The organism is Burkholderia sp. AU27893, from assembly GCF_002223205.1.
Taxonomy (GTDB): domain Bacteria; phylum Pseudomonadota; class Gammaproteobacteria; order Burkholderiales; family Burkholderiaceae; genus Burkholderia.
This window is the reverse complement of the sequence record NZ_NKFD01000005.1, coordinates 709,903-728,332: the sequence shown is the minus strand read 5'-3', so window position 1 is coordinate 728,332 and position 18,430 is coordinate 709,903. Positions and strand designations below refer to the sequence as shown.

Annotated in this window: 13 protein-coding genes; 9 read left to right on the top strand and 4 right to left on the bottom strand. The window is 66.2% G+C overall.

Going from position 1 to position 18,430, the window contains the following annotated elements; all coding sequences use genetic code 11:
- The first annotated feature begins 164 nt into the window (after nucleotides 1–164).
- Both CFB47_RS35510 and CFB47_RS35505 read left to right on the top strand, forming a co-directional pair.
- Complete coding sequence (locus CFB47_RS35510; RefSeq protein WP_089464031.1) at nucleotides 165–4,520, top strand: YadA-like family protein; 4,356 nt, start codon at nucleotides 165–167, stop codon at nucleotides 4,518–4,520.
- Between the two features lie 339 nt (nucleotides 4,521–4,859).
- Entirely contained in the window at nucleotides 4,860–5,609 is a 750-nt protein-coding gene (locus tag CFB47_RS35505) for an SDR family oxidoreductase (protein ID WP_089444288.1), read from the top strand.
- 18 nt (nucleotides 5,610–5,627) lie between these two features.
- On the opposite strand, the gene CFB47_RS35500 is transcribed toward CFB47_RS35505, so the two are convergent.
- Nucleotides 5,628–6,158 (bottom strand): toxin, encoded by a 531-nt coding sequence (locus CFB47_RS35500; RefSeq protein WP_089459416.1) that lies wholly within the window; start codon nucleotides 6,156–6,158, stop codon nucleotides 5,628–5,630.
- 647 nt (nucleotides 6,159–6,805) lie between these two features.
- Here CFB47_RS35500 and CFB47_RS35495 point away from each other — a divergent pair.
- The 6 genes from CFB47_RS35495 (at nucleotide 6,806) to CFB47_RS35470 (ending at nucleotide 15,966) form a co-directional block, all read left to right on the top strand.
- Nucleotides 6,806–8,503, top strand: a complete 1,698-nt coding sequence (locus tag CFB47_RS35495) for a M4 family metallopeptidase (protein ID WP_089464030.1) — start codon at nucleotides 6,806–6,808, stop codon at nucleotides 8,501–8,503.
- Between the two features lie 390 nt (nucleotides 8,504–8,893).
- Nucleotides 8,894–10,993 (top strand): bifunctional diguanylate cyclase/phosphodiesterase, encoded by a 2,100-nt coding sequence (locus CFB47_RS35490; RefSeq protein ID WP_256946833.1) that lies wholly within the window; start codon nucleotides 8,894–8,896, stop codon nucleotides 10,991–10,993.
- Between the two features lie 53 nt (nucleotides 10,994–11,046).
- On the top strand, nucleotides 11,047–13,377 hold the full coding sequence (locus CFB47_RS35485; protein ID WP_089444284.1) for a bifunctional diguanylate cyclase/phosphodiesterase: 2,331 nt from the start codon (nucleotides 11,047–11,049) through the stop codon (nucleotides 13,375–13,377).
- A 208-nt stretch (nucleotides 13,378–13,585) separates the two neighbouring features.
- The gene (groES, locus tag CFB47_RS35480; RefSeq protein WP_089444281.1) at nucleotides 13,586–13,903 is read left to right on the top strand and encodes a co-chaperone GroES; all 318 of its coding nucleotides are present in this window, start codon (nucleotides 13,586–13,588) and stop codon (nucleotides 13,901–13,903) included.
- Between the two features lie 74 nt (nucleotides 13,904–13,977).
- The gene (gene groL / locus CFB47_RS35475) at nucleotides 13,978–15,600 is read left to right on the top strand and encodes a chaperonin GroEL (protein ID WP_089464028.1); all 1,623 of its coding nucleotides are present in this window, start codon (nucleotides 13,978–13,980) and stop codon (nucleotides 15,598–15,600) included.
- Nucleotides 15,601–15,711: 111 nt separating this feature from the next.
- Nucleotides 15,712–15,966, top strand: a complete 255-nt coding sequence (locus tag CFB47_RS35470) for a hypothetical protein (protein WP_089430122.1) — start codon at nucleotides 15,712–15,714, stop codon at nucleotides 15,964–15,966.
- Between the two features lie 162 nt (nucleotides 15,967–16,128).
- Here the strand turns inward: CFB47_RS35470 and CFB47_RS35465 are convergent, their stop codons facing one another.
- From CFB47_RS35465 to CFB47_RS35455, 3 genes are all read right to left on the bottom strand, one after another.
- Nucleotides 16,129–16,692, bottom strand: a complete 564-nt coding sequence (locus CFB47_RS35465; protein ID WP_089444279.1) for an Hsp20/alpha crystallin family protein — start codon at nucleotides 16,690–16,692, stop codon at nucleotides 16,129–16,131.
- Between the two features lie 190 nt (nucleotides 16,693–16,882).
- Entirely contained in the window at nucleotides 16,883–17,290 is a 408-nt protein-coding gene (locus CFB47_RS35460; RefSeq protein ID WP_089464027.1) for an Hsp20/alpha crystallin family protein, read from the bottom strand.
- A gap of 15 nt (nucleotides 17,291–17,305) precedes the next feature.
- Entirely contained in the window at nucleotides 17,306–17,746 is a 441-nt protein-coding gene (locus tag CFB47_RS35455; RefSeq protein WP_089444277.1) for an Hsp20/alpha crystallin family protein, read from the bottom strand.
- A 253-nt stretch (nucleotides 17,747–17,999) separates the two neighbouring features.
- Between CFB47_RS35455 and CFB47_RS35450 the strand changes: the two genes are divergently transcribed.
- A complete protein-coding gene (locus tag CFB47_RS35450) occupies nucleotides 18,000–18,383 on the top strand; it encodes a hypothetical protein (RefSeq protein WP_089444276.1) in 384 nt (127 codons plus the stop codon).
- The last annotated feature ends 47 nt before the right edge of the window (nucleotides 18,384–18,430 follow it).

Genomic DNA, 18,430 nt, shown 5'->3' with positions numbered 1-18,430 from the left:
TCCCGTCGCCACGGGCGGACGATGCGTGTCGCCCTCGGCACGCTCGAGCCGCGCACGGGCAACGGGTTCCGCACTGAAGTCGCAATCGCAATCGCAGCTGAAGTCTTCAACAAAAGTAAGTAGTCCGTATTCAAACCAAACGCTACAAAACGGAGCAGAAGACCATGAAGAGGAAGCAGATTTCGGCGCTCGCCGCCGCCATGTTCACGGGTGCAGGTGTCCTGATCGCGGGTGCCGCGCATGCGGACAATTTCGTCGACCGCGGCAACCCGGACAACGCGCTGAACGGTCAGTGCATCGACGGGACGAACCCGCTGTGTGTCGCGACCAAGAGCGGGAGTTACGTGGCCGTGAGCACGGCCAACGTCAAGATGGGCACGAATGCCAAGGCCGGCACCAGCGGGATCGCGATCGGCGACCAGTCGAATGCAAGCAGCAATGGCGGCACCAGCAGCGGCGGCGCGATCGCGGTCGGCGTGGGTGCGCAGGCGCTGGCGAACTCGGCCACGGCGATCGGCACGGTAGCCGTCGCACAAGGCAACACGGCGCTCGCCATCGGTCGGCAGTCGGCCGCGGTCGGCGATTTCTCGATGGCGCTCGGCAACGTCGCCGATGCGCACGGCACGAGTTCTATCGCGCTGGGCCACTCGGCGCTCGCCAGCGGCGACCGCTCGGTTGCGATCGGCGGCGCCAACCCGACGTCGAGCGACGGCGTGTCGGCCGGCGCGTCGTATGACGCGGCCACCCAGACGCGTGCCGGCGGCACGCAATCGGTCGCGATCGGCGCAGGCGCGCAGACGAACGACAACAACCAGGTGGCGATCGGTTCGGGCAGTGTCGGTGCGAACAATGGCGGCACGCCGGTGTTCGGCGGCACGGCCGCGCCGGTTGGCGGCGCGGTGTCGTTCGGCGCAATCGGCAAGGAGCGCCAGCTCAAGAACGTCGCGGCAGGCGCGGCCGATACGGACGCCGTCAACGTCCAGCAGCTGAAGAACGTGAACGGCACGCTCAGCACGAGCATCGCCACGGTCGACGCGCGCGTGACGTCGGTCGGCAATTCGCTGTCGACCACGATCTCGAACGTCGACCAGCGCGTGACCAACGTGGGCAACAGCCTCAGCACGAGCATCGTGACCGCCACGAAGAACGTCGTGAAATACACCGACGATTCGCATGCGGCGATCGCACTCGACGGTGCCAACGGCACGACGATCAACGGTGTCGCGGCCGGTGTCGCCGATACCGATGCGGTCAACGTCGGCCAGTTGAAGGGCAGCGTCGCGCCGCTGCAGACGTCCATTTCGACGGCGGCGTCGAACATCACGAACCTGCAGGCCAGCGTTACCGGCATCAACACGTCGCTGAGCACGGCAACCACCAATATCAGCAACCTGCAGGCAGCCGATGCACGCAACGTGAAGTACGACGGGCAGAGCGGCTTCGACTCGGTGACGTTCGCCGGCCCGAACGGCACGACGCTGCACAACGTCGCAGCCGGTGTCGCGAACACCGATGCGGTGAACGTCGGGCAACTGAACGGCGGCCTGTCGTCGCTCAGCACGAGCGTGACGAACAGCATCAGCACGACGCTGGGCAACCTGAGCACGTCGATCACGAACCAGATCGGCAACGCGACGAAGAACGCCGTGCAGTACGACGATGACGCGCACAGCGGCGTGACGCTCGGCGGCAAGGGCGCGCAGTCGCCGGTGGGCCTGCACAACGTCGCGGACGGTGTTGCCGCGAGCGACGCCGTGAACGTCGGCCAGCTCGGCAAGGCGACCGACACGCTGAACCAGTCGATCACGAATGTCGGCAACAGCGTCACGACGCTCGGCAATCAGGTGACGACGAACACGGGCAACATCGCGGCACTCCAGCAGGACGCGTTGTTGTGGAACACCACCCTCGGCGCGTACGACGCAAGCCACGGCGGCAACGGCCCGCAACGCATCGGCAACGTCGCGGCGGGCGTCGCCACCACCGACGCGGTGAACGTCGGTCAGCTGACGAGCACCGTCGCACCGCTGCAATCGTCCATCTCGACGGCGGCGTCGAACATCACGAACCTGCAGGGCACTGTCACAGGCATCAATGCATCGCTGAGCACCGCGACCACGAACATCAGCAACCTGCAGGCAGCCGACGCCCGCAACGTGAAGTACGACGGCCAAAGCGGCTTCGACTCGGTGACGTTCGCCGGCACGAACGGCACGACGCTGCACAACGTCGCAGCCGGTGTCGCGAATACCGACGCCGTGAACGTCGGCCAACTGAACGGTGGCCTGTCGTCGCTCAGCACGAGCGTGACGAACAGCATCAGCACGACGCTGGGCAACCTGAGCACGTCGATCAACAACCAGATCGGCAACGCGACGAAGAACGCCGTGCAGTACGACGATGACGCGCACAGCGGCGTGACGCTCGGCGGCAAGGGCGCGCAGGCGCCGGTGGGCCTGCATAACGTCGCGGACGGCATCGCCGCGAGCGACGCCGTGAACGTCGGGCAGCTCGGCAAGGCCACCGACACGCTGAACCAGTCGATCACGAATGTCAGCAACACCGTGACGACGCTCGGCAACCAGGTGACGACGAACACGGGCAACATCGCCGCGCTTCAGCAGGACGCACTCCAATGGAACGCGACCCTCGGCACCTACGACGCGAGCCACGGCGGCAACGGGCCGCAACGCATCGGCAACGTCGCGGCCGGCAAGAACGGCACGGATGCCGTCAACGTCGACCAGTTGAACGCGGCGATTCAGGACGGCACGAGCCAGCTCGACGCGCTCGCGGTGAAGTACGACGACGCGAGCAAGAAGCAGGTTTCGCTCGGCGCAGGCAACGGCGCGAGCCCGGTGCGACTGACAAATATCGCGGAAGGCAACGTCGCGGCCGGCAGCACGGACGCGGTCAACGGCGCGCAACTGCGCCGCGCGACCGACGGTACCGCAGCCGCGCTGGGCGGCGGTGCGACGGCGAATCCGGACGGCTCGATCAGCGCGCCGGCCTATAAAGTCGGCGGCGGCTCGTTCAACAACGTCGGCGATGCGCTCACGAACCTCGACGGCCGCGTCGGCAGCAACACGACGACGCTCGAGAATCACGAAACGCGCATCGGCAACGCCGAAACGAACATCGCCGGCAACACGGCCGCGATCGCCGGGCTGCAGCAGGACGCGCTCCAGTTCGACCCGAAGGCCGGCGCCTACAACGCGGCGCGCGGCGGCGCACCGACGAAGCTGACGAACGTGGCCGACGGCAACATCGCCGCGGGCAGCACGGACGCGGTGAACGGCGGCCAGTTGTCGGGCGTGAAGTCGTCGCTCGAACAGCAGATCACGCAGGTGTCCAACCAGGCGGGTGAGGCCGTGAAGAACGTCGTCAAGTACGACGTCGACACGAACGGCAACCGGCTGAATTCGGTATCGCTGATCGGCGGCGACACGAATGCGGCCGTCGTGCTGAAGAACGTCGCCGCGGGCACCGACGATACGGACGCGGTGAACGTGAAGCAGCTGAAGGGCGTGCAGTCGAGTCTCAACCAGCTCGGTGCGCTCGCGGTGCAGTACGACGACAGCTCGAAGAGCTCGATCACGCTCGGCGGCGCCGGCGGCACGCGCATCACCAACGTGCAGGCAGGCACGCTCAGCGCAACCAGCACGGACGCGGTGAACGGTTCGCAGCTCAACGCGACCAACCAGCAGGTCGCGAAGAACACGACCGACATCACGAACCTGCAGGGGAACGTGACCAACATCGCGAACGGCAAGGCGGGCCTCGTGCAGCAGCAGGATCCGAACGGCGCGATCACGGTCGGGAAGGACACCGGCGGCACCAGCGTGAACTTCTCCGGCACGTCGGGCGACCGCGTGCTGACCGGCGTCGCGGCGGGGGTGAACAACAACGACGCGGTCAACATGGGCCAGTTCAACAACGCGCTGAAGAACGTCGCGGCCAACGACCAGATCCGTGCGGCGGTGACCGATGCGAACACGTCGTGGATCGCGCGTGCCGATGCGGGTGCGATCGGGTCGACGGCAACCGCAACCGGCAAGAACGCGGTGGCGGTCGGCCAGGGCTCCGTCGCCGATCGCGACAATTCGTTCTCGGTCGGCGCGAAGGGCAGCGAGCGCCAGGTCACGAACGTCGCGGCCGGCACCGCGCCGACCGACGCGGTGAACGTGCAGCAGCTGAACGACAACCTGTCGGCCGCGTCGAATCAGGCGAAGGGCTACACCGACCAGCGCATCGGCCAGGTGTACAACTCGTTCAACGACCTGAAGAAGGACATGTACGGCGGCGTGGCCTCGGCGATGGCCGTGGCTGGCCTGCCGCAACCGACGGGCGCGGGCCGCTCGATGGTCTCGGCGGCGACGTCGAACTATCACGGCCAGCAGGGTTTCGCCGCCGGGTACTCGTACGTGACGGAAAGCAACCGCTGGGTCGTCAAGGCGTCGGTGACGGGCAATGCGCGTTCGGACTTCGGCGCGGTGGTGGGCGCGGGTTACCAGTTCTGACGTTGTTCGCGCAGCAATGATTGACCGGTGGTGCCGGGCAGTGGTCGTGATGTCCGGCACCGGCGGGAAATCCGTGGCCCTGGGGTGGTTTTGCCACCCTCGGGCCATTGACGCTTGATGCGTCGCGCAGCGTTCAGCCGCCGGCGCGGGTGTGCGAAGGCCGGATGCGTTCCGCCCAGTTCCGATCGTTGCAGCGCGCGACACCGCCGATCCGCACCACCCGCCACCCGACGCGCGGTTTGCCGCTCGGCCGGACTTCAAGAGCAAGAAACGGAGTGCCTACCTGTATGCAGCCGCTTACATTGCCGTGATGAACCTCACTCACGGGATGTGAAAACCATGACCTTGCTCGAAGGGAAAGTCGCCATCGTCACCGGTGCGTCCAGCGGTATCGGCCGAGCGATCGCGTTGATGTTCGCGGCGCACGGCGCGTCGGTCGTATTGGGTGCGCGAAGCGAAGCCCCGCTCAATCAGGTGGCCGACGCGATCCGTCGTCAGGGCGGCCAGGCGCGCGCCTGCGCGGGCGACGTCGGCCACGTCGATACGCATCGACGGCTCGTGGCAACGGCGCTGCGCGAGTTCGGCGGTCTCGACATCGCGATCAACAACGCCGGAACGGTCGGGCCGCTCAAACCGCTCGCCGACATGTCGCTCGACGATTGGCAGCAGACGCTGTCTACCAACCTGACGGCGGCCTTCCTGGGCGCCAGCAACCAGATTCCCGTGATGCTCGAACGCGGGGGCGGTTCGATCGTCTTCACGTCCAGCTTCGTCGGAACGAGTGTCGGGCTTCCCGGCATGGCCGCGTATGGCGCGTCCAAGGCCGGCTTGATGGGATTGGTGAAGGGCATCACCGCGGACTACGCGGCACGCGGGATTCGGGCCAATGCACTGATGCCGGGCGGGGTCGATACCGCGATGGCGGGAGACCGTGACCAGAAGGAATGGGCGGCCGGGCTCCACGCGATGAAGCGTATCGCGCACCCCGACGAGATCGCATCCGCGGCGCTGTTCCTGGCCAGCCCGATGGCCAGCTTCGTGACCGGCTCGGCCCTGTTCGCCGACGGCGGCAATGCGGCCGTGAAGTGACGTCCCGATGGCGCGCGCTCAACCGCCGGCGCGGGCCAGCCTGTCGATGACCGCGCGGGTGTCCGAAGGCCGCGTGATTTCCGTCCAGTGCAGATGCGCGAAGGCCGGGTCGTCCCGCAGGGCGGCGAACTTGATGCGATTCCTGGCGAACGTGGTGTACGACCACAGCAGCACCGACTCCCGGGAGAACGCCATCCGCAGCGATTCGCGGTTGCCGTGCGAAAGCTCGGTGCGCATGAACCCGCGGCTCAACGTGCGCCAGAGCACCCGGGAGAATACCGTCCGGCGTCCGAAGTTGAGCCAGACCACGTGCGTGGCGCTCGACCAGAGCACGTCGCGCACGGCGCTGTAGTTCCCGTCGGCGACCCAGCGCTCGCCGGCCGTCGCGGCCCGCACGGCGTTCTCGAACTGCGCCGGCGGCACGGCTGTCCAGTCGGGGCCCCAGTAGAGGCGATCCAGCTCGATGTAAGGGCAGCCGGCTGCTGCCGCCAGTGCGCTGGAGAAAGTGGATTTCCCCGCTCCGCTGGTTCCAACGACGACGACGCGCATGGGTTTGACCGCGGTTGAATGTTGAAGCCGCGTATTGTGCCTCATGCGTCGGCGACAACCGCGTGCACCACCGTTGACCGAGCATGAGCCTTCCGATGCAAAAGACAGTGTGACGTCCACATGCGATGGATTGCGCCGCGCCGCCCCACTCGACCGAACGATTCGTAGAAAGCATTATCTCGGGCGTCGCTCGGCAGTCATTGACTACGAATTTAAAGGCATCGTCGTCTAAAGCGATAAGCGAAGAGCCATTGAAATTTTCATTGGCACGCCGGCAATGGCAACAATCCAAATAAATATTTAATAAAGCAAGTAGTGTCTGCCGCTTTATCCCGGCTTCACCTCATCCGTCCTGCCCGACGCGTGCCGCGCGCCGCCTCGCCCAGGCGGCACGAGCCTCTCCGACACATTCCCCCGATGCAACCTTGTCGATCCCGCCATCGCGACCAACGAGATCATTTCAAGTTTCTCACCAAACCTTGACTCGATTAACAGCGATGACAGAAAAAATTAAACTGTCAGAAAATATCTTGTAATTATAAAAATGTCCTTCTAGCATCCCTCTGCGGTTCGTGACACGTCTTACATCAAAAGTCTGTACTTGATGCATTCCTCGAACATCACCCACTTATAAGCCGGGGGATTACATGAAGAAACTGTCTCGTCTGCTGTCCATCTCCGCGATTACCGTCGCGAGTCTCAGTGCTTTTGCCCAGGCCGGCGACCCGTCGGCTGCGGTCGACAAGGCACTGCAACTGATCCAGCAGAACCCGTCCGCCTTCAGCCTCGCAGCCGGCGGCGCAGCACGCACGTTGAAGTTCGCAGGGCCGCAGGCGAGCGCGCCGGCGGATGGCGATCAGTTCCAGGTGCGCGACGTGATCGTCGACCCCGATGGCACCGAGCACGTGCGTTTCGACCGCTTCCACGCGAGCCTGCCCGTGATCGGCGGCGACGTGGTCGTCCACTCGCGCAACGGGCAGTTGAAGCAGGCGAGCGTGACCCAGCTCGCGCCGATCAATCTCGCCGGCACGATCGGCAAGGTCGGAAACCGCGCGGTGGTACGCAACGCACCCGACATCGGCGCTGCGCGGGTCAAGCGCATCGCAGCCGCGCGTTTCAACTCGGACGTGCGCCGCGTCGAGGACGCGGAACTCGTCGTGTTCGCACGCGACGTCACGCCGACGCTGGCCTACGCGGTACGCGTCTACGGCAAGGCGACCGACGTGCATGGCGACGCGGTGCTGTACTACGTCGATGCGCGCACCGGCACCGTGCTCGACGCGCAGGACCTGATCAAGACGGCCGCCGCGACCGGCACCGGCCGCTCGCTGTACTACGGCAACCTGACGCTCACCACCGACCAGACGGGCACGAACGCGTACCGGATGCTCGATCCGAGCCGCGGCTCCGGCTCGGTCTACGACGGCCGCGGGCTGACCTCGGACGACGTCGAGCAGGCGACCGACCTGCCGATCTTCACGAGCAGCACGAACGTGTGGGGCAACAATACGACTACCGACCGGCAGACGGTCGCCGCCGACATCGACTATGGTCTCGCGCTGACTTGGGACTACTACAAGACGGCGCACAACCGCAACGGCATCTTCAATGACGGCCGCGGCGTGAAGAGCTATGCACACGTGGTGTTCAACACGGGCAGCGGCACGACCGGCGCGAATGCGGCATGGCTGGATTCGCACGTGATGGTGTACGGGGACGGCCAGCCCGGCACCAGCCTGCCGAAACCGGTCGTGTCGGTGGACGTCGCCGGACACGAGATGAGTCACGGCGTGACCGAGGCCACGGCCAACCTGAATTACTCGGGCGACGCGGGCGGCCTGAACGAGTCGACGTCCGACATCTTCGGCACGCTCGTGAAGTACTACGCCAACAACCCGAACGATCCCGGCAACTACGTGATCGGCGCGCGCGTGGTGAGCGGCGGCCTGCGCAAGATGTACAAGCAGGATCTCGACGGCCGGTCGTTCAGCTGTTACCCGTCCGGCGGATTCTCGTGGTCGAATCCGCGCCACGATCCGCATTTCACGTCGGGCGTCGGCAACCGCCTGTTCTACCTGCTCGCGGAAGGCCCGACGGTGCCGTCGACCGATACCGGCCTGACGAAGGCGCAACTGGTCTGCAACGGCGACACGACCTTCAGCGGCGTGGGCCGCGAGAAGGCCGGGAAGATCTGGTACCGGACGCTGACCGTGTATCTGAACGCCAACTCCAGCTACCCGAGCGCGCGTCGTGCGTCGATCCAGGCGGCGAACGACCTGTATGGCGCAAACTCGGCCGAAAGCGCCGCGGTCGCTCGTGCGTGGAGTGCGGTCGGGGTGAATTGATAGTGTCCGTGTGAGTGCGTCGAACGCCCGAAACGCGCGTGGCGGACCCTTCGCTTCGGAGTAGTGCGAACCAGTCGAAGCCACCCGATGCCCGGGCGAATAAAGGGCAGCCGTTGATCGACCGCCTGCGATTGCAGGCGGTCGATTTTTAGCATCCGGTTTTCATTCCACCCGCCGCCCAAACCCCCGTTCCCCCATCCCTCCGCGTTTCGGCACTTTTTCCCCAAAAAATATCTGCCGTGCAATCGTTTGCGCCCGGCCGCGCGGCGTTCAGTTTACTCATCGCATGCCGATATCGTGAAGGCGCGCCTGATCGAAGCGGCATGGCCGCCGCCGCGTCGATCGGGCATGGCATCGGCCCATGCGACGGATAGGGGAAGAAAGGTTTTGGTGACAGTTTTCGGGTGCATCGTTCATCGGCACAACCACTGGCTGGTGTTGCTTGCCGCACTGCTGTGCGCAGGCGGCTCGTGGGTCACCGCGCGCTTGTTCCAGCGCACGGTGAACACCTCCGGCACGCAGCGGATCGGCTGGCAGGTGCTGACGGCCATTTCGGCCGGCGTGGCGATCTGGTGCACGCACTTCATCGCGATGCTCGGCTTCGACGCCGGCGCGCCCGTCCACTTCAACCTGCCGCTCACGCTCGTGTCGCTGCTCATCGCGGTCGTGGGCAGCACGCTCGGCTTCGCGCTGACGACCTGTCGCATCGTCAAGGTCGCGCCCGCGCTCGGCGGCGCGATCGTCGGCATCGCGATCGTGCTGATGCACTACACCGGCATGCTCGCGTGGCGGGTCGAGGGGATCGTGTCGTGGGACGTCGGCTACCTGAGCGCGTCGGTGGTCCTGGCGATGACGCTCGCCGCGCTCGCGCTGCACCTCGCGATGCGGCCGTCGCCGCACGCCGTCAACCAGATGGCCGGCGTGCTGTCGCTCGCGATCCTCGCGCTGCATTTCACCGGGATGTCCGCGCTGCGCATCACGCCGCTGACGCTCGACGGCAACTGGACCGACATGAGCGAGATGCGTCCGCTCGCGCTGGCGGTCGCGGGCACGTCGCTCGTGATCGTCTGCACGGGGCTCGTGAGCTACGTGATCGACAGCAACGTGCGGGCCGAATCGCTCGAGCACCTGCGCCGGCTGGCGCTGAGCGACATGCTGACCGGCCTGCCCAACCGGGCCAGCTTCAACGAGCGGCTCGACCTCGAGATCGCGCTCGCGCAGGAACAACGCACGAAGCTCGCGCTGATCGGCATCGACCTGAACCGCTTCAAGGAAATCAACGACCTGCGCGGCCACCACGCCGGCGACGAGGTGCTGCGCATCCTGGCGCGCCGCATGGCGAACCTGCTGCGCGAAGGCGAATTCGTCGCCCGCATCGGCGGCGACGAATTCGCGGCGCTCTGCCGGATGGACGACGACACGCGCCTGATGGATCTGCTCGAACGGCTCGAGCCGGCGCTCTACAAGCCGGTCAGGCTGGACGACTACGAGGTCGTGCCGGGCGCGAGCTTCGGCGTCGCCATCTACCCGGACGACGCCGCCACCAAGGCCATCCTGATCAACAACGCGGACCTCGCGATGTACCGCGCGAAGGGCGGCATCGGGCAATCGATCTGCTTCTACGAGCCGGCGATGGACCTGATCGTCCGCGCGCGCCGCAGCCTCGCGGCCGACCTGCGCCGCGCGGTGGCCGACAACCAGCTGAGTATCCACTACCAGGTGCAGACGTCGCTCGCGACCGGCGAGATCCGCGGCTACGAGGCGCTGCTGCGCTGGCAGCACGCGACGCTCGGCACGATCCCGCCCGCCGAGTTCATTCCGCTCGCCGAGGAAAACGGCGTGATCCTGGACATCGGCGCCTGGGTGCTGCGCGAGGCCTGCGCGCGGGCGGCCACGTGGGAGCCGCCCTATGCGGTCGCGGTGAACGTATCGGCCGTGCAGTTCATGCACGCGGACCTGACGGCGCTCGTGGCGGACGTGCTCGAAGCCACCCGCCTGCCGGCGTCGCGCCTGCAGCTGGAGCTGACCGAATCGACGATCTTCGCCAGCCGCGAGCGCGCGCTGGACACGCTGCGGCAGATCAAGGCGCTGGGCGTGAGCATCGCGCTCGACGATTTCGGCACCGGCTATTCGTCGCTCGACACGCTGCGCTCTTTCCCGTTCGACCGCATCAAGCTCGACCAGTCGTTCGTCGCGGACGCGGAAGCGAAACCGCAGGATCGCGCGATCATCCGCGCCGTGCTCGCGCTCGGCAAGAGCCTGGGCATTCCGATCCTGGCCGAAGGCATCGAGACGCACGACCAGCTGGCGCTGCTGGCCGACGAAGGCTGTGACGAAGCACAGGGCTTCCTGCTCGGCAGGCCCGCGCCCCTCAACGAGATCGTCGGCAGCGGGCAGATTGCGCTGACCGGCGGCGACCGCGTCCGCACGGCGGTTCCTGCGTCCGAATCGGCCGTCGCGGCCGATTTCGACCCGGACCCGCGCGGGTAACCCTCGACGCCGGACACGGCCGCCCGCTCCCGGGTTGCCGCCGGCAGGCTCACATGAAAATCCTCTACGCACGGATGGCAAGACTGGCAAGCCTCGCGGCGCCGGACCGGAACCCGGACCTGCTCGCGGCGCAATACCGGGTATTCGCCGGCCAGATCCCGGTGTCGTACCTGATCCTCATCTCGAGCACCTGGAGCCTCGCGGTCACGCACCTGGGCAGCACGCCGTGGTGGCTGTCGGTCGCGATGCCGGCCGCGATGACGCTCGCCGCGCTCGCGCGGCTGCTGCACTGGTACCGCACCCGGCTGCTGGCGCCGACGCCGGACACCGTGATGCGCGCGCTCACGGTCACGAACTGGCTGGTGATCCCGGTCGCGGTGACGTTCACCACCTGGGCGCTGCTGCTGTTCCCGTACGGCGATGCGTGGCAAAAGGCCCAGGTGGCGTTCTACATGGCGATCACGATGATCGGGTGCGTCTTCAGCCTGATGTACCTGCGGACGGCCGCGCTGAGCGTGGCCTTGATCGTCAACGTCGCGTTCATCGTGTTCTTCATCTCGACCGGCCAGCCGACGCTCGTCGCCACCGCGGTCAACATGGCCTTCGTGTCGGCGTCGCTGATCGCGGTCATCTCCGTCAACTACCGGAGCGTCCTGCGCACCGTCGACGCGCAGGACGAATCGCGTCTGCGCGAGCAGGCGCAGACGCGGCTGATGCGGATGATCGACGACATGCCGGTGGCCGTGATGACGGCCGACCCGGAGACGTTCCGCATCAACTACCTGAACGCGACGTCGCGCAACCTGCTGCGCTCGATCGAGCACCTGCTGCCGATCCGCGCGGACGACGCGCTCGGCGCGTCGATCGACTTCTTCCACCCGCACCCGCAGCACCAGCGCCGCCTGCTCGCCGATCCGGCGAACCTGCCGCATCGCGCCCGCATTCCGCTCGGGCCGGAAGTGCTCGACATCCAGGTCTCGGCCGTGCGCGACGCCCAGGGGCGCTACATCGGCCCGATGCTGTCGTGGTCGATCGTCACGCAGCAGGCCGAGGCGGAGGCGCGCATCCACCAGCTCGCGCATCACGATTCGCTCACCGGCCTGCCGAACCGCGCGACCTTCCTGGCCGAATTCGACGCGAGCCTGCGCCGTTCGGACAAGGTGCTCGCGCTGCTTTTCATCGACCTCGACGGTTTCAAGCTGATCAACGACGCGTGCGGGCATTCGGCGGGCGACGCCGTGCTGCGCCAGGTCGCGGAGCGCCTGCGCGGGCAGTGCCCCGAGCCGGGGATGATGCTGGGGCGCATCGGCGGCGACGAATTCGCGGTGCTGCTGCGCGACACCGACGCGGACCGCGCGATGGGCGCGGCCGCGCGGCTCGTCGACACGCTCGTCGCCCCCTATGCGCCGTCGCCCGACCGGCCGTTCCGCATCGGTGCATCGATCGGCTGCGTGCTGGCGCCGCATCACGGCAACGACGCCGGCGCGCTGCTGTCCCGCGCGGACATGGCGCTCTATGCGGCGAAGAAGGCCGGGAAGGGCACCTATCGCATGTTTTCGCCGGACATGGAAACGAGCGCGCAGGAGCGGGTCGCGCTCGAATCGAAGCTGCGCGTCGCGCTGGACGAGAACCAGGGGCTGTACGTGTTCTACCAGCCGATCGTCGATGTCCTCACCCGCCGGATCACGGCGCGCGAGGCGCTGCTGCGCTGGCATCATCCGCGCACCGGCTGGATTTCGCCGGGCTGCTTCATTCCGGTGGCGGAGCGCGGCGGCCTGATCGACCGGCTCGGCCGCTTCGTGCTCGAGCAAGCGTGCCGGGAGGCGGCGCGCTGGCCCGACGGTGCGCGCGTTGCCGTCAACGTGTCGGCGGGGCAGCTCGGCCACGGCACGATCGCGCCGATCTTCGCGGCGGCGCTGGCCGGCGCGGGCCTCGCGCCCGACCGGCTGGAAATCGAGGTGACGGAAACCGCGCTGCTGCACGACGAGGGCAAGGCCATCGCGGACCTGCGCGCACTGCGTTCGATGGGCGTGCGCGTCGCCCTCGACGATTTCGGCACCGGCTTCTCGTCGCTCGCGCATCTGCGCGCGTTCCCGTTCGACAAGATCAAGATCGACGGCAGCTTCGTGCGCGATGCCGTCACGCGCCCGGACTGCGCGGCGGTCGTGCGCACGGTGGCCGATCTCGGCAAGCGCCTCGGCGTGACGACCGTCGCGGAAGGCGTCGAGACGGAGGAGCAGCTGGCGTGCATCACCGATGCCGGCTGCCGCGAGGTGCAGGGCTTCCTGATCGGCAAGCCCGCGCCGGGCGAGCAGGATGCGCCGGCCATCCGCTGGATCGAGCGGGCCGCGCTGGCGGCGCAGGCCACGGCCAGGCAGGCGTGAGCGGCGGTGGGGCGGCCAAGGCTATCGTCTTGGCGAACTGAAACAATTTGTTACAAAGAGCCGATTTCGTCCCCCCTTGAAGTGAGCGGGGAGCACCTCTATTTCGCTTTCCGCCAGACAGTGGCACGGCTGCCCGGCCGCGACGCTTGCGTCGCCATGCCCGGCAGGCGGATTCCTTTTTCGAACCTTTATCGCTCAGGAGATGAGAATGCAGATTCGTCCCCTCTACGACCGGGTTATCGTCAAGCGAATCGAAACGCAGCGGACGACGGCCTCGGGCATCGTGATTCCCGATTCGGCCGCGGAAAAGCCCGAGCAGGGTGAAGTCGTCGCGGTCGGCAGTGGCCGGCTGCTGCAGGATGGAACGCTGCGCGCGCTCCAGTTGAAGGCCGGTGACCAGGTTCTCTTCGGCAAATACGCGGGCCAGACCGTCAAGGTCGATGGCGAGGAACTCCTCGTCATGCGCGAGGAAGACGTCATGGGCGTCCTCGAAGCCGATACCGGCGCGTCCCGCAAGGCCGCCTGAGATCCCGGGCAGATCGCGACCCCATCGGGTGTTCGCGACACATCGAATCAACGACTTCTATCCAGAGCAACAAGATGAGTGCAAAAGACGTCAAATTCCACGACAGCGCCCGCGCTCGCATCGTCGACGGCGTGAACGTGCTGGCCGATGCCGTGAAGGTCACGCTCGGGCCGAAAGGTCGCAACGTGGTGATCGAGCGCAGCTTCGGCGCGCCCACCATCACGAAGGACGGCGTGTCGGTCGCGAAGGAAATCGAGCTGAAGGACCGCTTCGAAAACATGGGCGCGCAGATCGTCAAGCAGGTCGCATCGAAGACCGCCGACGTGGCCGGCGACGGCACCACCACGGCCACCGTGCTTGCGCAGGCGATCGTGCAGGAAGGCATGAAGCACGTGGCCGCCGGCATGAATCCGATGGACCTCAAGCGCGGCATCGACAAGGCCGTGGCCGCCGTGCTGGATGAGCTGCGCAAACTGTCCAAGCCGATTTCCACGAACCGGGAAATCGCGCAGGTGGGCTCGATCTCGGCCAACTCCGACGAGGCGATCGGCAAGATCATCGCGGACGCCATGGAGAAAGTCGGCAAGGAAGGGGTCATCACGGTCGAGGATGGCAAGTCCCTCGAGAACGAGCTGGATGTCGTCGAAGGGATGCAGTTCGATCGCGGCTACGTCAGCCCGTACTTCATCAACGATCCGGAAAAGCAGGCGGCGTATCTCGACGACGCGCTGATCCTGTTGCACGACAAGAAGATCTCGAACGTCCGGGATCTGCTGCCGATCCTCGAGGCGGCCTCCAAGGCAGGCAAGCCGCTGCTGATCGTGGCCGAAGACGTCGATGGCGAAGCGCTGGCCACGCTCGTGGTCAACGCGATGCGAGGCATCCTCAAGGTCGTGGCCGTCAAGGCGCCCGGCTTCGGTGACCGGCGCAAGGCCATGCTCGAAGACATCGCCATCCTCACCGGCGCCACCGTCATCTCGGAAGAAACCGGCAAGCAACTGCAGAAGGCCACGCTCGAGGATCTCGGCGGCGCGAAGCGCGTCGAGGTGCGCAAGGACGACACGATCATCATCGACGGCGCGGGCGACGCGCAGCACATCGAGGCGCGCGTGAAGTCCATCCGTGCGCAGATCGAGGAAACCACGAGCGACTACGATCGCGAGAAGCTTCAGGAACGCGTGGCGAAGCTGGCCGGCGGGGTGGCCGTCATCAAGGTCGGGGCAGCCACCGAAGTCGAAATGAAGGAGAAAAAGGACCGCGTCGACGATGCGCTGCATGCCACCCGCGCGGCGGTCGAGGAGGGCATCGTGCCGGGTGGCGGCGTGGCGCTCCTGCGCGCGCGTTCCACGGCGACGAGCCTGAAAGGCGCCAACGTCGATCAGGACGCGGGCATTCAAATCGTGCTGCGCGCGCTCGAAGCGCCGCTGCGCGTGATCGCCGCGAATGCCGGGGATGAACCGTCGGTCGTCGTGGCGAAAGTGCTGGAAGGCAAGGGCAACTTCGGCTACAACGCGGCCACCGGTGAATATGGCGATCTTGTCGAGGCAGGCGTGGTCGATCCGACCAAGGTCACGCGCACGGCATTGCAGAACGCCGCATCGATTGCCGGGCTCATCCTGACGACGGACGCGACGGTGGCCGAAGCGCCGAAGGATCCGAAACCGGCGCAGTCGGTCGCACCCGAGTTCGAGCACTGACCTCCGGCAGCGGGTCGTGTACGCACCGGCCAACAGTCGCGGCCGGTGCGAGTCGTTTGGCGCCGCAGGCTGCCTCACTTCATGCGGCGCCCTTTTTTGCCGATGATCGACATGAAACTCGAACTTTGCATTGACTCGAAACCGCTCGACATCGAGCTGGACGACGTCGTGGCAGGACTGCTGGCCGTTCGGCTCGACTTGCCGGCAAACGCCGATCACCGGGACGCCATCACCCGTTATCTCAACGAGAAGGGGGCGCCCTGGAGCCTCGACGCGGACCACATGCGCCGACGGATTCTTCGCCGACTGATCCTCGATATCGCCGATCCGGCACTCGTGATTCGCTATCTGATGGAGGAAGACTGAATCGGCCTGGCCGGTTCCAGCCGCCACGCGGCGCATGACGCGCGCTGACATCCATCAGTTGTCCTCCTGATTCTGATTTGGCCGGGTGGATGCCAGGCAATCGCCGCGCGCTCGCCGGTTCGCCGCAAAGAATCCCCGCCGGGGTGCCCGGTCTGGGCTACGTCAGCCGATATCGATCGTGCGACTGGTGGACCTGACCGGCTCAGATTTCGGCACGGTCAACGTGAGGACACCGTTGTCGAACTTTGCCAAGGTGTGCTCAGGGTCGGCATCGTCCGGCATCGGGATCGTGCGCACGAAGCGTCCATGGGCGCGCTCCAGCCGGTAGCAGCCGTTTTCTTCGCTGCGCACGTCCTGCCGTTTCTCTCCGCGCAGCACGATCGCCCCGTCCTCGACGCTCACCTTCAGATCCTCGCGCTCCATTCCGGGCAGTTCGGCGGTCACGCGCAGCACCGGGCCTTCATCGACGACGTCGATGCGCGGCTGGAAGCGCGATGAACTGAAGTCGCCGAACCACCGTTCGAGCGCGCCGTGGCCAGCGAACGGGTCATGAAGGAATTCCTCCATGGCGCGCCATGGTTCGCGTGAAAACAGTCGCGAAATGTCGGGCCACGACGCACGCCCCGGCTCGCCTGTCGGCGGACTGTCCGGGCCTTCCGCGTCGGACTTGCGGGTAGCCCCGCGAAGGAACTTGAACGGGTTCCACTTTTTCGGATCGGCATTCATGGTGTCCTCCGGTTGATCTCCAGTCGGTTTCGAGCCTGGCGTCGCCGTCCGGTGCGGACACGCGCCGTGATTCGTGTCACGGGATCGCGTGTCCTCACCGCTAAGCCTGCGTCGACTCAGGCAGCGAAGCGTCGCTGATCCTGTTCTGCGTCGACGCAGGGGCGCGCGCTGCGCCGTGGCTCATGACGCGTCAGCGGGTCTTGATTTCGATGCGTCGTGGACGCGCTTCGTCGCGGCGCGGGATGCTCAGCTTCAGCACCCCGTCCTGAAGGCTCGCCTCGATCCTGGACGAGTCGAGATCCGCCGACAGCGTAAACGTGCGGGCGAAATGCGGCTCCCGAACCTCGGCATGCTGAAGCCGCAGATTGGCCGGCGTCGGCACCATGGCCTCGGCTTCGATCAGGAGGCTGCTGTCGTGAACCTTCACGTCCAGCTTGTCCTTCGTCACGCCGGGCAAATCGGCCCACAGCGTGACGCCTTGACTGTCCTCGTAGACGTCGACGGCCGGCACGAGTGTCATCCGGCGCACGGGCTGTCCGGTTTCGCGACGCGCCACGGTAGACGAGTCGCGTTCTGCCAATTGGGTCGTGTCGTTCATGATCGGCTCCTTCTCTTACTGGATAGCGATGGCGCGCGGCCGGGACGATTCGCGCTTGCCAATGCTGATGGATAGACATCCGTTTTCGTAGTGCGCCTGGACCTTGTCGGGATCGGCGGCCTCGGGCAGCTCGATGACCCGCCGGAACGTTCCGGCAAAGCGCTCTTGCGCATAGGTGCGCCGCTCACCCCCGGCGTCGGGTTGTGCCGGTTTGCGTTCGCCGCCAATGGTCAGCAGCCCCTTGTCGATCGATACATCGAGCGCGGCGGGGTCGACGCCGGGCGCGAACGCGACGATCTCGATGGAATCGTCTGTCGCACCGATATTGATCTGAGGGAACGTGCCGAAACGGCTCGCGCGAATGCTGGACGGGAAACCGCCGAAGCGTTGCGCCATCTGTTGCTGCAGGCGGTCGAACTCGCTGAAGAGGTCGGTTCCGAAATAGAGATCGCTCATGATCTTATCCTCCTGGCTTGTCGCAGCATGGAGGCGAACGGGCCTACGCGCTCCAGTTCGCCTGCCGGACTGCGTGGCAAACAAATCGAAACACGCAGCACGCGGAATGAAGCGACCCGCGTCTGCCTGAGCGAAACTTAAGATAGGAAGTCTGCGGAGAATTTCAAGGGGGAAACCGCCATTTTTTGCCCTTGAAATTGTCGCGCGGAACCCTATCATCGCGGCGAATCGGTACTGCGTTGCGGAGGACACCATGGAATTCGACACGGACTGGGTGACGCTCGGCAGACACCGTATTCGGCTGCGTTCGACGAGGGGGTTTCCGACCGAGTCGATGCGCACCGTGGCGGAGGTCGTCCGACTTGCGATCGACAACAACATGAGTGCGCGGGCGCGACTCGTCGAGGTCGTCTGCCGGCAGGAAAAGACTTACGACGTCGTCGTCGGCACCACGATGGCGGAGGACAAGTTTTGTGCGCCGCAACTCGAAGCGGCCGTCGCGGTGGTGCTGGGCCTGTTGCCTGACCAGATCAACATCACGGTCACGCCCGTCACGCAAAAGGAAGTCGATCTGCACTTCGGCGTGTATGAGCGGATGCTGTCGGAGAAGCTGGGTGCGACGTCGCCGATCCAGTGATCGGCCGGGGCGGCTCGGGGCGGCGCACCCCTAGTGCGTATCGGATG

What these genes read in the sequence shown, in the direction of transcription:
- CFB47_RS35510 (WP_089464031.1), top strand. Translation starts at nt 165, where the DNA reads ATGAAGAGGAAGCAGATTTCGGCGCTCGCCGCCGCCATGTTCACGGGT.
- CFB47_RS35505 (WP_089444288.1), top strand. Translation starts at nt 4,860, where the DNA reads ATGACCTTGCTCGAAGGGAAAGTCGCCATCGTCACCGGTGCGTCCAGC.
- CFB47_RS35500 (WP_089459416.1), bottom strand. Translation starts at nt 6,158, where the DNA reads ATGCGCGTCGTCGTCGTTGGAACCAGCGGAGCGGGGAAATCCACTTTC.
- CFB47_RS35495 (WP_089464030.1), top strand. Translation starts at nt 6,806, where the DNA reads ATGAAGAAACTGTCTCGTCTGCTGTCCATCTCCGCGATTACCGTCGCG.
- CFB47_RS35485 (WP_089444284.1), top strand. Translation starts at nt 11,047, where the DNA reads ATGAAAATCCTCTACGCACGGATGGCAAGACTGGCAAGCCTCGCGGCG.
- groES (WP_089444281.1), top strand. Translation starts at nt 13,586, where the DNA reads ATGCAGATTCGTCCCCTCTACGACCGGGTTATCGTCAAGCGAATCGAA.
- groL (WP_089464028.1), top strand. Translation starts at nt 13,978, where the DNA reads ATGAGTGCAAAAGACGTCAAATTCCACGACAGCGCCCGCGCTCGCATC.
- CFB47_RS35470 (WP_089430122.1), top strand. Translation starts at nt 15,712, where the DNA reads ATGAAACTCGAACTTTGCATTGACTCGAAACCGCTCGACATCGAGCTG.
- CFB47_RS35465 (WP_089444279.1), bottom strand. Translation starts at nt 16,692, where the DNA reads ATGAATGCCGATCCGAAAAAGTGGAACCCGTTCAAGTTCCTTCGCGGG.
- CFB47_RS35460 (WP_089464027.1), bottom strand. Translation starts at nt 17,290, where the DNA reads ATGAACGACACGACCCAATTGGCAGAACGCGACTCGTCTACCGTGGCG.
- CFB47_RS35455 (WP_089444277.1), bottom strand. Translation starts at nt 17,746, where the DNA reads ATGAGCGATCTCTATTTCGGAACCGACCTCTTCAGCGAGTTCGACCGC.
- CFB47_RS35450 (WP_089444276.1), top strand. Translation starts at nt 18,000, where the DNA reads ATGGAATTCGACACGGACTGGGTGACGCTCGGCAGACACCGTATTCGG.